This window comes from Pantoea sp. Taur, assembly GCF_009830025.1.
In the GTDB taxonomy this organism is placed as follows: Bacteria; Pseudomonadota; Gammaproteobacteria; order Enterobacterales; family Enterobacteriaceae; genus Pantoea; species Pantoea communis.
The window spans coordinates 29571-42868 of sequence record NZ_SZZZ01000020.1 but is presented as its reverse complement, the minus strand read 5'-3'; the positions used below and the strand labels follow the sequence as shown (position 1 = coordinate 42868).

The 13298-nt window shown below is 55.3% G+C and carries 14 protein-coding genes; 11 read left to right on the top strand and 3 right to left on the bottom strand.

Going from position 1 to position 13298, the window contains the following annotated elements; genetic code table 11:
• Positions 1-68 precede the first annotated feature (68 nt).
• Positions 69-968, bottom strand: a complete 900-nt coding sequence (locus FD744_RS20985; RefSeq protein WP_034819884.1) for a LysR family transcriptional regulator — start codon at positions 966-968, stop codon at positions 69-71.
• A gap of 192 nt (positions 969-1160) precedes the next feature.
• Between FD744_RS20985 and FD744_RS20980 the strand changes: the two genes are divergently transcribed.
• From FD744_RS20980 to FD744_RS20970, 3 genes are all read left to right on the top strand, one after another.
• Positions 1161-1397, top strand: coding sequence for a ParD-like family protein (locus FD744_RS20980; protein WP_034819879.1), 237 nt, complete (start codon positions 1161-1163; stop codon positions 1395-1397).
• Positions 1366-1695, top strand: a complete 330-nt coding sequence (locus FD744_RS20975) for a type II toxin-antitoxin system RelE/ParE family toxin (protein WP_058960669.1) — start codon at positions 1366-1368, stop codon at positions 1693-1695. The genes FD744_RS20980 and FD744_RS20975 overlap by 32 nt, the downstream gene beginning before the upstream one ends.
• Before the next feature lie 165 nt (positions 1696-1860).
• Positions 1861-2985 (top strand): GNAT family N-acetyltransferase, encoded by a 1125-nt coding sequence (locus tag FD744_RS20970; RefSeq protein ID WP_058960668.1) that lies wholly within the window; start codon positions 1861-1863, stop codon positions 2983-2985.
• Here the strand turns inward: FD744_RS20970 and FD744_RS20965 are convergent.
• Positions 2982-4814, bottom strand: coding sequence for an ABC transporter ATP-binding protein (locus FD744_RS20965; protein WP_160869235.1), 1833 nt, complete (start codon positions 4812-4814; stop codon positions 2982-2984). The genes FD744_RS20970 and FD744_RS20965 overlap by 4 nt on opposite strands.
• 62 nt (positions 4815-4876) lie before the next feature.
• On the opposite strand from FD744_RS20965, the gene FD744_RS20960 reads away from it, so the two are divergent.
• Entirely contained in the window at positions 4877-5371 is a 495-nt protein-coding gene (locus FD744_RS20960; RefSeq protein WP_160869233.1) for a GNAT family N-acetyltransferase, read from the top strand.
• 67 nt (positions 5372-5438) lie between these two features.
• Here the strand turns inward: FD744_RS20960 and FD744_RS20955 are convergent, their stop codons facing one another.
• Positions 5439-6353 carry a sugar ABC transporter substrate-binding protein gene (locus tag FD744_RS20955; RefSeq protein WP_034819850.1) on the bottom strand — a complete coding sequence of 305 codons (915 nt, stop codon included), beginning with the start codon at positions 6351-6353 and terminating at the stop codon, positions 5439-5441.
• A 504-nt stretch (positions 6354-6857) separates the two neighbouring features.
• On the opposite strand from FD744_RS20955, the gene FD744_RS20950 reads away from it, so the two are divergent.
• The 7 genes from FD744_RS20950 (at position 6858) to kdpA (ending at position 13295) form a co-directional block, all read left to right on the top strand.
• Entirely contained in the window at positions 6858-8252 is a 1395-nt protein-coding gene (locus tag FD744_RS20950; protein ID WP_160869231.1) for an MFS transporter, read from the top strand.
• On the top strand, positions 8233-9192 hold the full coding sequence (locus FD744_RS20945) for a 2-hydroxyacid dehydrogenase (protein ID WP_160869229.1): 960 nt from the start codon (positions 8233-8235) through the stop codon (positions 9190-9192). Before FD744_RS20950 ends, FD744_RS20945 begins: the two co-directional genes overlap by 20 nt.
• Before the next feature lie 190 nt (positions 9193-9382).
• Positions 9383-9691, top strand: coding sequence for a type II toxin-antitoxin system RelE/ParE family toxin (locus tag FD744_RS20940; RefSeq protein WP_097119423.1), 309 nt, complete (start codon positions 9383-9385; stop codon positions 9689-9691).
• Between the two features lie 42 nt (positions 9692-9733).
• Positions 9734-10066 (top strand): HigA family addiction module antitoxin, encoded by a 333-nt coding sequence (locus FD744_RS20935; protein WP_097119422.1) that lies wholly within the window; start codon positions 9734-9736, stop codon positions 10064-10066.
• A gap of 188 nt (positions 10067-10254) precedes the next feature.
• Complete coding sequence (locus FD744_RS20930) at positions 10255-11418, top strand: HD-GYP domain-containing protein (protein ID WP_160869227.1); 1164 nt, start codon at positions 10255-10257, stop codon at positions 11416-11418.
• Between the two features lie 108 nt (positions 11419-11526).
• Complete coding sequence (kdpF, locus tag FD744_RS20925; protein ID WP_100701897.1) at positions 11527-11616, top strand: K(+)-transporting ATPase subunit F; 90 nt, start codon at positions 11527-11529, stop codon at positions 11614-11616.
• Positions 11616-13295 carry a potassium-transporting ATPase subunit KdpA gene (gene kdpA / locus FD744_RS20920; RefSeq protein ID WP_160869225.1) on the top strand — a complete coding sequence of 560 codons (1680 nt, stop codon included), beginning with the start codon at positions 11616-11618 and terminating at the stop codon, positions 13293-13295. Before kdpF ends, kdpA begins: the two co-directional genes overlap by 1 nt.
• The last annotated feature ends 3 nt before the right edge of the window (positions 13296-13298 follow it).

Sequence of the window (13298 nt, the reverse complement as noted above, 5' to 3'; positions counted from 1 at the left end):
CATACCGCGCTGCTGGTTGGGTGATAATCCGGGCAAAATGGCTTTCATTGCTTCCAAATTGGAAGGAATCAGCCGGGAGGATGTTGCTGGAAATGATCGGCGAGGAAATCAATCAGTAAGCGGGTTTTCTGCGCCAGATGGCGAGCGGGGGGATAGAGGGCAAACAGGCCCATCGGCGGCGTGGCGAAGTTATCCAGTAGCGAGACGATCTCGCCGCGTTGTAGCGCAGGTGCGGCAATAAAACCCGGTAAACGTGCGATACCCAATCCGGCGATGGCTGCTTGTAAACAGGCTTCGGTATTGGAGAAACACAGGCGGCCGCGAATCGGCATGCTGACACTGTCGCCGCAGGGCGTCACAAACGGCCAGTGCCAGGGATCGCGGAAGTTGGTGTCGCTAATACACTGATGTGTCGCCAGATCGCGCCAGTGCTGCGGTGTGCCTTGTTGCAGCAGATAGCCCGGCGAAGCCGCTACGCGAATCGGCACATCGCCCAAACGACGTGCGATCAGGCTACTGTCATCTAATTTACCAATGCGAATCGCCATATCGAAGCCTTCATCGACGATGTTCACTGCACGATCGGAGAAGTTAACGTCCAGTTCAATCAACGGATAGTGACGCGCAAATGCGACCAATACGCTGGCGAGCACCGCCGTACCAAAGGTGCCGGGCGCACTGATTTTTAAGCGCCCCGTCGGCGTGGTGGCATTTTCGCGTACCGTGGCATCCAGCGTGTCGAAAGCATCCAGCAGGGTTTTCACGCGTTCGTAATAGGCGCGACCCACTTCAGTGGCAGAGAGCGCACGCGTACTGCGCTTAAACAACTGCACGCCGAGTTCCTGCTCCAGCCGTGAAACCAGCTTGGAGGCCTGCCCGCTGCTGGTGCCCAGTCGCTCGGCCGCCCCGGCAAAGCTGCCCACTTCCAGCACCGCGACAAACATGCGGTCACAATCGAGACGATCCATGGCGGTTCCTGAACAGCGAAAAAAGTGAGTATACACATTCGTTATCGAGGCACGGTAAATCGTGCTGCTATCACTGATTGCCAAATGCGACAATATGTCGCACAATCACCTCTGTTGTACGTCTGACAATGACGTATCAATGGAACCACCCTCACAATAACGTATCGGGTGACGACAATAAGAGGTTTAAATATGGCAACCAGCGTCCGCTTAGACGATGATTTTGTTGAAGATGTGAAAACACATGCAGAAGCCATGAGCCGCAGCGTGCCTAAGCAGATTGAGCATTGGGCGAAGATTGGTCGCATCGCAGAGGATAACCCCGATCTGACGTTCTCCTTCATCAACGAAATCTTACTGGCTAAAGCAGAAATGGATAACGGCAAGGTCAAAAAATATGTGCGCAGAAAAGACCGGACAGGAAGTTGAGATTTATCAGACCCGCCGTTTTGAGAAGGCTTTTAACCGCCTGACGGAACAGGATCAGGAGGGTGTTGATCAAGAGATTGACCGCATTATTGCTAACCCAGAGATCGGTGAACGCAAAAAGGGCGACCTGAGCTATCTCTGGGTGCACAAGTTTTACCTGAGCAAGCAGCAATATCTGTTGGGTTACAGCTGGGTCGATCAGAGACTGGAAATCTATCTTCTGAGCCTCGGTACACACGAAAATTATTATGACGACCAGAAGCAACATCGTAAAAACGACCTGAAACTCATCGGCTAACAGAGTCGCTTCCTTAAGCGGTGGAAGCGTCCTTTCCAATCCAAACTCCCCTCGGCGGGATTCATGCCAATAGCAGGTCGATGCACATTCAGTGCGCCCCCTCTTTTCCCCCGCAACAAAACCTGTTGAACTAGCTGTTCGCCTTAAGCTGGCCGGGAGCCATGCATGTCTTTGCTTCACCTGTCATCGCTGGCGGAGATTTCCGCCCTCGAATGGGATGCGCTGTTACCTGACGATCAACCGTTTTTACGCCATGCCTTTCTGCTCACGCTGGAAGAGAGTGGCAGCGTGCGGCCGGAAAACGGCTGGCAGCCGGATCACCTGTTGTGGCGTGAAAAGGGCGTGCTGAGCGCCGCGCTGCCGGGCTATCGCAAACGCAATTCGCAAGGTGAATACGTCTTTGATCACGCATGGGCTGATGCCTGTCACCGCGCCGGCATTCCATACTATCCAAAATGGCTGGGGGCGATTCCGTTCAGCCCGGTTACGGGTGCGCGTTTATTGGGCGAGCAAGCCGCCATCAGTCAGCTGCTCGCAGCGTTGCCCGATGAACTACTGCAAAACGGCCTGAGCGGCGCACATATCAATTTCACCACGCCGTTTGCCAACGATGTGATGGAGCAGCAGCCCGACTGGCTGGCGCGTCTCGGCATCCAGTATCACTGGCACAACAAAGGCTACCGCGATTTTCAGGATTTCCTCGACACGCTGATGTCACGCAAACGCAAACAGCTGCGTAAAGAGCGCGAACAGGTGGCGAGCAGCGGCTTTGAGTTCAACTGGTATCGCGGTGACGAACTCAGCGAAGATCAGTGGGATTTCGTCTACACCTGCTACGCCAACACCTATGCGGTGCGCGGGCAGCGTCCTTATCTCACGCGGCAATTCTTCAGCCTGCTGGCCGAACGCATGCCGCGATCGATTCGCGTGGTGATCGCCACGCTACAGGGCCATCCGGCCGCCATGGCGTTCTATCTGGTGGATGGCAACTCGCTGTACGGGCGTTACTGGGGCTGCCTGGCGGAGTTTGATCGCCTGCACTTTGAAACCTGCTTCTATCAGGGCATGGATTTTGCGATTGCCGAGGGATTACAGCGTTTTGATGCGGGAGCGCAAGGCGAGCACAAACTGGTGCGCGGCTTCGAACCGCAGATCACTCATTCCTGGCACTACCTGTGCCATCCGGGATTGCGTGAAGCCGTAGAAGAGTATTTAGTGCAGGAGCGGGCAGGGATCCGCGCCTATGCCATTGAAGCGCGCGAAGCCCTGCCATATCGACGCGGCGATTAATCTTCGCCGACAAAACCACCGGTCTGATGCTGCCACAGGCGCGCGTAAAGTCCATTGTGCGCCAGTAGTTCGCGGTGGTTGCCCATCTCAACAATCTCACCTTTATCCAGCACCACCAGTCGATCCATTTTGGCGATAGTAGAAAGACGGTGCGCGATGGCAATCACCGTTTTGCCCTGCATCAACATTTCCAGACTCTCCTGAATCGCCGCTTCTACCTCGGAATCGAGTGCGGAAGTGGCCTCATCCATGATCAGAATCGGCGCATCTTTCAGCAGCACGCGGGCGATGGCGATACGTTGACGCTGACCGCCGGACAGTTTCACGCCGCGCTCACCCACATGCGCATCCAGCCCGGTACGGCCCTGTGGATCGGACAGCAGCGGAATGAACTCATCGGCGCGGGCGCGGATAATCGCCGCCTGCAGCTCGTCTTCGGTGGCGTTTGGGCGCCCGTACAGCAGGTTTTCACGAATCGAACGGTGCAGCAGTGACGTGTCTTGAGTGATCATGCCAATCTGGCCGCGCAGGCTCTCCTGCGTGACTTCGGCGATGTTGTGATCGTCAATCAGGATGCGCCCGCCGTTGATGTCATATAGCCGCAGCAGCAGATTCACCAGCGTTGATTTACCCGCGCCGGATGGCCCAATCAGGCCGATTTTTTCGCCCGGTTTGATATTCAGGTTGAGGCGATTGATCACCTGGCGGCTGCCGCCGTAATCAAAGCGCACATCTTCAAAGCGGATCTGACCCTGCGTTACCTGCAGGTTTTTCGCCTGCGGCTCATCCTGTACGCTGAGCGGCTGCGCGATGGTGTTCAATCCATCCTGCACCATGCCGATATTTTCAAAGATGCCGTTCACCACCCACATGATCCAGCCGGACATGTTCACCAGGCGGATCACCAGACCGGTGGCCAACGCAATCGCACCGACGCTGATCAGCGACTGGCTCCACAGCCACAATGCCAGGCCAGAAGTGCTGACAATCAGCAGACCATTCAGCGTCGACAGCGTGATATCCATGGTGGTGACCATGCGGCTGGCGTGCTGGGTTTTGTCGGTCTGCTCCTGAATCGCTTCGCGCGCGTAGCGTTTTTCCAGATCGTTGTGCGCGAACAGTTTGATGGTGGCGATATTGGTATAGCCATCGACGATGGTACCCATCAGTTTGGAACGCGCTTCGGAAGAGACCACCGAACGCTGCTTCACGCGCGGCACAAAAAATCTCAGCGAGACGCTATACGCCACAACCCAGATAATCAGCGGAATCATCAGGCGCCAGTCGGCTTCGGCGAACAGTACCAGCGAGGTGACGGCGTAGATCACCACATGCCAGATGGCATCCACCAGCTGCACCGCGGAATCGCGCAGGGAGTTACCGGTCTGCATAATGCGCTGGGCGATGCGCCCGGCAAAATCGTTCTGGAAAAAGTTGAGGCTTTGGCGCAACACGTAGTTGTGATGCTGCCAGCGGATCATGCTGGTCATGCTCGGGTTAATACTCTGATGCACCAGCATATCGTGCAGCGCGATAATCACCGGCCGCAGAATCAGCGCGACAAACCCCATCCACAACAGCACCTGCCAGTTGTCGGTAAACAGCGTGGCGGGCGTCGAGTGATTGACCAGATCGATGATGCGGCTGAGATAGCTGAACAGCGCCACTTCAATCAGCGCCTGCGCTAATCCCACAATCAGCAGGGCGACAAAGCTCGGCCACACCTGACGCAGATAGTAGAGGTAAAACGGCCAGACGCTGGAAGGGGGAGAATCGGTTGGTGCATCCTGGAAAATATTGATAAAACGTTCAAAACGACGATACAACATAAAGTCACTCTTCCGTTTGGTGAGAGTTAACAGCTTAGTGCAATTGAATAGGGATTACCGACATGGATCTGATCATTCGCGGTCGCGAACCGGCCGATGCGGCTGCTTATCAACGCCTTTTCAGCCACCCCGAAGTGTATCGCTGGACCACGCAGCTGCCGTTTCCCAGCGTGCAAACCTGGCAGAAAAAATTCGAAAACATGGACGCGGCGGGCTATATCGGTTTCGTGGCCGAAATTGATGGGCAGATGGTGGGCGAGCTGACGCTGTTTGTCGAACAGCGCCCGCGTACGCGTCACAGCATCAGTTTTGGTATCAGCGTCGATCCAGCGTTTGGCGGGCGGGGTATCGGTGAGAAACTGATCCGCAACGCCATCGACTATGCCTTTAACTGGCTCGGTGTGGTGCGTATTGAGCTGGAAGCGTTTCATGACAACGCCCGTGCGATACGGTTGTACCAGCGCCTCGGCTTTGAGCAAGAGGGCGTGAAGCGTAAAGCCTGCCTGCGTGAGGGGGAGTATCACGACATCGTGGTCATGGCGAAACTGCGGGAGTAATCGTGGATTGCGCAATACATTGCGCCGTCGCAGGACGGCGCGGTTTATCGCGCGGTATTGGCCTTAATTACTGGCTCTTCTCCACGTACTTCTGCATATTCTCTTTGGTCACCAGCTCAAACGGGATCCATACGTGTGAATCCACTTTCTCGCCTTTCATCAGCTTCTGCGCCACATCCACCGAGGCTTTACCCTGACCAATCGCATCCTGGAACACGGTGACCTGCATTTTGTCCTGCGCCATGGCTTTCAGGCCATCCGGCGTGGCATCAATCCCGCCCACCAGAATCTTCTTGTTGCTCTTCGCCAGCGCCATCGCGGCACCGATTGCCATTTCATCGTTGTTAGCGGCAACGATATCAATCGCTTCGCCGTTGCCGATCCAGTTGAGCATCAAATCCATGCCTTCGTTACGTGCATAGTTCGCTGGCTGTTTCTGCACCACTTTCATGCCCGGATATTTCGCCACCACCTGCTCGACATCTTTGGTGCGTTGCAGTGCGCCTGCGTCGGTCAGATTGCCGATCATGATTGCCACATTGCCTTTGTAGTTGGCCATTTTCGCCAGCGCTTCCATTTGCAAGGTGCCGGATTCGCGCTCGTCTGAACCCACAAACACCACGCCCGCTGGCAGCGATTTATCGCCTGGTGTGCGGTTCACGTATACCAGCGGGATTTTCGCCTGCTGCGCCAGTTTGGTCAGCTGCGGCGTGCTGGCGGAATCCACCGGATCGACGATGATGGCATCAACGCCCGCGCCGATAAAACTCTGCACCTGATCGGTCTGACGGCCAACGTCGCCGCGCGCATCTTCAAACTGCACATCGAGCCCGCGCGCTTTGGCTTCTTTATCAATCGACTGGCGAATAATGGTTAAAAAGTTCTGATCAAAATACGCCATTGATACGCCGATTTTCTCTGCCAACGCCGAGGCAGAGCTGGACAGCAGGCCAAGCAACAGTATCGCCTTGAGGGTTTTCATCGCGGACTCCAGGGTAAGTTTGTTATTAGAATGAATGTTTCAATGATAATAAAAATGGATCATTGAAATCATTTTCAGACTACGAGGCGGTAAGGATCCTGACAATCAATATGTATGGATTTTGCAGCTAAGCGCACACTTTGCTCGCGGGTGCATAATACTTTGCGACCTCCTTTGACGAGCCGGTGCATGATGCTTTGCGGCTTTTTATGGCGAGCCGATACATGATGCTTTGCAGCCTCATAGTGATGTTGCGAAGGTTTTTCTCAGAGCTGGCGCACATTCCGGCGTAAAAGCATCGGCTTATTTAAGGTTCTGTGCAGCGCCGCACCCTACTTTGTGGCAGATGCCAAAACCAGCGCAAAAAAGCCGCGCGGATTCCTCCATTCGCACAATGACCACCTCGCATCTGGCTCTCTATAGTTGCTGAACAGTGAAATTTAAGCGGTATTCCTGAACATCATCGCTTCGGAGCAGGACGCTCCTTCATCAAGGGGTTCAGCCATGTTACTAAGCAAAAACCGCAATGAGAACAGTCATGTGCGTATCTGGATCCTCTGTCTGATCCTGTTTCTATCCGTGGTGGCCTATGCCGACCGTTCGATCTTGTCGATCTCCGGATCGGCGATCAAAGAGGAGTTCGGTTTATCAGCGATCCAGCTTGGCCTGATCCTCTCGGCATTCAGTTGGGCCTATGTGATCGGCCAGATCCCCGGCGGGATTTTCCTTGACCGCTTCGGTACGAAAAAAGTCTATGGCGTGACGCTGGCGCTGTGGTCGGTTTCGACCATTTTAATGGGCTTTATTGGCGAGTTTTCCAACGGCATGACCATGGCGCTGACGCTGATGTTTGCGCTGCGCTTTGCCCTCGGACTGATTGAAGCACCGAGCTTTCCGGCCAACGCGCGTGCGGTGATCATGTGGTTCCCCGGTGCCGAACGTGGTCGTGCCTCGTCGCTGTTTGCCTCGGCACAGTATTTTGCCGTTGCCATCTTCTCACCGCTGTCCGGCTGGCTGGTATCCCGCTTCGGCTGGGAGTGGCCGTTCTTTGTGCTGGGCGGTATTGGCGTGCTGGCGGTGTTTGTGTGGGGTTGGTATATGCGCAGCCCGAAACAGCATCCGCATGTATCAGCCGCAGAGTTGAAATACATTGAGGAGGGCGGTGCGCTGGTGGATATCGATTCAGCGCAAACGCTCAAAGCACGCCCACCCTTGAGCAAAGCGATGTTCAAAACCTTGCTCAGCAATCGCATGCTGTGGTGCGCCTACATTGGGCAATACTGCATTATTGCGCTCAGCTACTTCTTTATCACCTGGTTCCCGATTTACCTGGTCCAGGCACGCGGCATGAACATCATGGAAGCGGGCTTTGCCACCATCGCCCCGGCGCTGTTTGGCTTCCTTGGCGGCATCAGTGGCGGTTACATCTCTGACAAGCTGCTGGCTAACGGCTGGAGCCTGTCGTGGGCGCGTAAAACGCCGTATATCGTCGGCATGCTGATGGCCGCCTCGCTGATTCTGGCGGCGGTGATCCCGACCAATGCCGGCATTATCGCCATTATGTCGTTTGCCTTCTTTGGCAAAGGCGTGGCGGCTGGCGCGGGTACCTGGACCATTGTTAGCGATACCGCACCGAAAGAAGCAGTAGGTCTGGCGGGCGCGATCTTCAATGGCATCGGCAATATGGCCGGATTTATCACGCCACTGCTGTTCGGCATCATCGTCGGTTTGACCGGCAGCTACAGTATTGGGTTGGTGTTCGTTGGCGCGCATTGCATCGTCGCGGCGCTGCTGTTCCTGCTGGTGATGGGCCCGATTGAACGTGTCGGTGACGAGCAGGATTCGTCTGCAACATCCTTCGAAAATCAGGGGAAACAAGATGGGATCAAAGCCGTTTAACGTATTACTAAAAGGGCCGCTGTTGCCGCAGCGGTTGCAGGATAATCTGGACGCGCACTTCACCACTTCGCGCTTGTGGCAACAGGAGGATCAGGCCGCGTGGCTGGCAGAGCACGGTGCCAGCATTGATGCGCTGGTGACCAGCGGTAATGCGTTGATGGGAGCAAGTGCTGAGCTACTGGCGCAGTTGCCCAATCTGAAGGTGATTTGCAGTAACGGCGTGGGCTATGACGCGATAGACATTGCTGCCGCCGAAGCGCGTGGCATTGTGGTGACCAACACGCCAGGCGTTTTAAACAGCTGTGTGGCGGATACCGGCATGGCGCTGCTGCTGGATGTGGCGCGCCACATCAGCGCATCGGATCGTTATGTGCGCGCCGGTAACTGGCAAGCGAAAGGGCGCTATCCGTTGACCACCAAAGTGGGCGGTAAAGTGTGCGGGATTGTCGGGCTGGGCGGGATTGGTAAAGAGCTGGCGAAGCGCGCTCAGGCGTTTGATATGGATGTGCATTTTTACAACCCGCGTTCACGCCCGGATGTGCCTTACACGCGCCACGATTCGCTGTTATCACTGGCAAAGCAGGCGGATTTTTTGGTGCTGACCCTACCCGGCGGTGCCGCCACACATCATCTGGTGAATGCTGAAGTGTTACGTGCGCTGGGGCCAAAGGGCTTTTTAATCAACATTGCGCGCGGCAGTGTGGTGGATGAGCAGGCGTTGATTGCGGCGCTCGAAGCCGGTGAGATTGCGGGTGCCGGTCTGGATGTGTTCGAGCATGAACCGGCGGTGCCTGCTGCGTTACTGCAGCGTGATGATGTGGTGATCACCCCGCATCTCGCCAGCAGCACCCATGAAACCATGGCGGCGATGGCAGATTTGGTGTTTGAAAACCTGCTGGCGTTTTCGCAAGGCGAAGCGGTGTTAACGCGGGTGGTGTAGATTCTATACGGACAAACGTAGCGGCTGAGTAATGCCAAGCCGCTCACAGTTCTCATGACGTTTTCTTTGATCTCAAAATAATTTTGTAATCCCGCTAGAACATTCTTTATAATGTTAACTATTGCACTTGGTTGCTGTGCATTTTGGCAGTAACTTGCCTGCGTGATTTTATTTTCATGCAGGGAAGCAGATGAAGGGTGCAATTAGACATTTTCGGGATGATTGGCTTGAGCAGTTTTTTATTTATGCCTTACCGCACAGGTGTCTCCCCAAAACCATTGAATCCGCGCTCGCGCGTAAGCTCGATATCATCAATGCCGCTAAAACGCATTATGATCTGCGATCGCCGCCTGGAAACTGTTTTGAAGCCCTGAAGCCTCCTTTGCTGGGTTACTACTCCATCCGCGTTAATGAGCAATATCGACTCATATTTCGCTGGATGAATGGCGAGGCTAGCGATCTTTATCTCGATCCGCACCGTTACAAAAATCACCGATAACCACTGCACGTGGACGAAAATTACCAGCAAAGAGAAACAAAAATGAATCAGGCAAAACGTAAACCCACCAGTGTTGGAGATGTGCTGCAGTTCGAGTTCCTCGAACCCCTTCACCTCAAAGTGAATGACTTGGCTGAAATGCTGAATGTGCACAGAAACACCGCCAGCGCGATGGTCAATAACAACCGCAAACTGACGACCGAGATGGCATACCGTTTAGCGGCAGTGTTTGATACTAGCGTCGACTTCTGGCTCAACCTGCAGCGTTATCAGGACCAATGGGAGGTTGAAAACGATGCCCGCATGCAAGAAGAATTAAGTCGTGTCACGCCTTTGAGCACTTTTATGGCACAGCGCGGTATTCAGGTTGCCTGAAGAACTCCGGCAATAGTGCGATGCAGCATTTCGCGACAACGCTGCGCAGTCAGGCGTAGCGCGACGAATTTTATTGCGCTAATCCAAATCACTTCCCCTCTCACAGATCGCACAAATCACTCCTGAAGATTATTTGCTCAGCTGCCGATACCTCTCCTTACCATCCACTGATATTAAGGAGAGATATCGTGATAAAGCTGATTACCGTTGACGAATTGCGGCAAGGAATGTTCATCCACAAACTGGAGGTTTGGTGGCTCAAGGACAAACGCATTCGCAACCAAATGCTGATCACCGATAAACGCCAGATCGCGATGATCCGCAACGAAGGGATCCAGCAAATCTGGATCGATCTCGATAAGTCGGTGCAGGCACCTGCGAAGCCTGTGCCGAAGAAAGCCATTCCGCAAACCCCATTCTTCCAGGAGCTGGATCAGGCACAAACCATCTTCAATCAGGGCAAGCCACAGGTGCTGGCGATGTTCAACGAGGCGCGTATGGGACAGGGGCTGGACCTCAACTATACGATGGACCTGGTGGACGATATTGCCGGATCGATTACCCGTGAACCCACCGCGCTGCTCAGCGTGGCTCGGCTGAAAAATCACGACGATTACACCTATCTGCACTCTATGGCGGTGTGCGGGTTGATGATCTCGCTGGGCAAAAAAATGGGGCTCGATGAACACCAGCAGCGGCGCGTGGGCATGGGTGGATTGCTGCATGATGTCGGCAAATCGGCAGTGCCGCTGGAGATCCTCAATAAACCCGGCAAGCTCACCGACGAGGAGTTCACTATCATGCGCGAGCATCCGATTATCGGTGCACAGATGCTGATGGAGGCTGATGCAGGGGAAGACCTGTTAGATATTGCGCTGCATCACCACGAAAAAGTCGATGGCAGCGGTTACCCCCACAAACTGAAAGGCGAAGAGATTTCGCTGTTTTCTCGTATGGCCGCGGTGTGCGATGTCTATGATGCCGTGACCTCCAATCGTCCGTATCGCAAGGGATGGACCCCCGCCGAAGCGATGCACAATATGCTGAGCTGGCGCGGTCACTTCGACAATACGCTGCTGCACGCCTTTGTGCGCACCATTGGCATTTATCCGGTGGGATCACTGGTGCGGCTGGCTTCCGGACGCGTGGCGCTGGTGGTGCAGGCCGGTGAAAAATCGCTGTTAAAACCCAAAGTGCATGTGTTCTGGTCTTTACACGCGCAACGTGAAGTGAAACCGGAAGAGCTGGATCTCGGGGATTCGTTCTGCACCGACAGTATCACGGGGGCCGAAGACAGTGGCCTGTGGCAGAACATCGACCTCAATCGCATCTGGGCACTGGAAACCGCCTAATTCGACAGCATTTTTATACTTTCTTTACGCCGGATTCCCGCCTTTTTACCCCTTCTTTATGCCGCGCCGCGCATGCTTGCAGCACTACCAAATCCTCTGGAGGTTGCTGTGAGCGTGGGCGTGATTGCCGGCATCGTGCTGGTGTTTATCTTGTTGGGCTACCTGATCTATGCCCTGCTTAATGCGGAGGCATTCTGATGGCTGCGAATGCGTTTTTACTGATTGCGGTCTATCTGCTGGTGCTAATGGTGCTGGCACAACCGCTGGGGCGTTTTCTTGCGGTGTTAGTGGCCGACAAGCCGCTGTTGCCGCGTACCGAGCGGGCGCTGTGGCGGCTGGCCGGTGTGGAGAGTGGCGCCATGCGCTGGCCGCACTATCTGCTGGCGATCCTGCTGTTCAACGCGCTGGGGTTCTTATTATTGCTGGCGATTTTGATGTCGCAGGGGTCGCTGCCGCTCAACCCGCAACACCTGCCTAATCTAAGCTGGGACCTGGCACTCAACACCGCCGTCAGCTTTGTCACCAACACCAACTGGCAGGCTTATGCGGGCGAAAGCACGGTGAGCTATTTTAGCCAGATGGCGGGCCTCACGGTGCAAAACTTCCTGTCGGCGGCGACCGGCATCGCGGTGGCCTTTGCGCTGATTCGCGGTTTTGCCAATCGCTCGCTGGCGACACTCGGCAACGCCTGGCGCGACCTGACACGCATCACGGTGTATGTGCTGCTGCCGATCAGCCTGCTGATAGCGCTGTTCTTTGTTTATCAGGGCAGCATCCAGACGTTTGAGCCTTATCACGCACTCACCACGCTGGAAGGGGCGAAGCAAACGCTGCCACTCGGTCCGGTGGCTTCGCAGGAAGCGATCAAAATGCTCGGCACCAACGGCGGCGGCTTCTTTAACGTTAACTCAGCCCATCCGTTTGAAAACCCGACCGCGCTGACCAACTTTGTGCAGATGCTGAGTATCTTCCTGATCCCGGCGGCGCTGTGCTTCACCTTCGGTCAGCATCTGGGCGACCGCCGTCAGGGCCACATGCTGCTGTGGGCGATGACCATCATGTTTGTGCTGGCGGTGGTTACCGTGATGTGGGCAGAGCTGCGCGGTAATCCGCACTTCCTGGCACTCGGTGCAGACAGCGCCATCAACATGGAAGGCAAAGAGACGCGCTTTGGCATCCTCAACTCCAGCCTCTTTGCGGTGATCACCACCGCAGCCTCGTGCGGTGCGGTGAATGCCATGCATGACTCCTTTACTGCCCTCGGCGGCATGGTGCCGATGTGGCTGATGCAACTGGGTGAAGTGGTGTTCGGCGGCGTCGGTGCCGGGTTGTACGGCATGCTGCTGTTCGTGCTGCTCGGGGTGTTTATCGCTGGTCTGATGATTGGTCGCACACCTGAATACATGGGTAAAAAAATCGACGTGTGGGAGATGAAAATGACCGCACTGGCGATTCTGGTGACGCCTACCCTGGTGCTGCTGGGGACCGCACTGGCAATGATGACGGATGCAGGGCGCGCCGGTATGGCGAATCCAGGCATCCACGGCTTCAGCGAAGTGCTGTATGCCGTCTCGTCGGCATCCAATAACAACGGCAGTGCTTTTGCCGGTTTGAGCGCCAACACCCCGTTCTGGAACCTGTTGCTGGCCTTCTGCATGTTGGTGGGACGCTTCGGCATCATCATTCCGGTAATGGCGATTGCCGGTTCGCTGGCGGCGAAGAAAATCCAGCCGGTGGGCAACGGTACGTTACCGACCCACGGTCCATTGTTTATCGCGCTGCTGATTGGCACCGTATTGCTGGTGGGGGCACTGACCTTTATCCCCGCGCTGGCTCTCGGCCCGGTGGCGGAACATCTGCAATTAATTCAGGGATAACGG

What these genes read in the sequence shown, in the direction of transcription:
- FD744_RS20945 (WP_160869229.1), top strand. Translation starts at nt 8,233, where the DNA reads ATGGGATCAAAGCCGTTTAACGTATTACTAAAAGGGCCGCTGTTGCCG.
- FD744_RS20960 (WP_160869233.1), top strand. Translation starts at nt 4,877, where the DNA reads ATGGATCTGATCATTCGCGGTCGCGAACCGGCCGATGCGGCTGCTTAT.
- kdpA (WP_160869225.1), top strand. Translation starts at nt 11,616, where the DNA reads ATGGCTGCGAATGCGTTTTTACTGATTGCGGTCTATCTGCTGGTGCTA.
- FD744_RS20985 (WP_034819884.1), bottom strand. Translation starts at nt 968, where the DNA reads ATGGATCGTCTCGATTGTGACCGCATGTTTGTCGCGGTGCTGGAAGTG.
- FD744_RS20980 (WP_034819879.1), top strand. Translation starts at nt 1,161, where the DNA reads ATGGCAACCAGCGTCCGCTTAGACGATGATTTTGTTGAAGATGTGAAA.
- FD744_RS20935 (WP_097119422.1), top strand. Translation starts at nt 9,734, where the DNA reads ATGAATCAGGCAAAACGTAAACCCACCAGTGTTGGAGATGTGCTGCAG.
- FD744_RS20975 (WP_058960669.1), top strand. Translation starts at nt 1,366, where the DNA reads ATGTGCGCAGAAAAGACCGGACAGGAAGTTGAGATTTATCAGACCCGC.
- FD744_RS20970 (WP_058960668.1), top strand. Translation starts at nt 1,861, where the DNA reads ATGTCTTTGCTTCACCTGTCATCGCTGGCGGAGATTTCCGCCCTCGAA.
- FD744_RS20955 (WP_034819850.1), bottom strand. Translation starts at nt 6,353, where the DNA reads ATGAAAACCCTCAAGGCGATACTGTTGCTTGGCCTGCTGTCCAGCTCT.
- FD744_RS20965 (WP_160869235.1), bottom strand. Translation starts at nt 4,814, where the DNA reads ATGTTGTATCGTCGTTTTGAACGTTTTATCAATATTTTCCAGGATGCA.
- FD744_RS20940 (WP_097119423.1), top strand. Translation starts at nt 9,383, where the DNA reads ATGAAGGGTGCAATTAGACATTTTCGGGATGATTGGCTTGAGCAGTTT.
- FD744_RS20950 (WP_160869231.1), top strand. Translation starts at nt 6,858, where the DNA reads ATGTTACTAAGCAAAAACCGCAATGAGAACAGTCATGTGCGTATCTGG.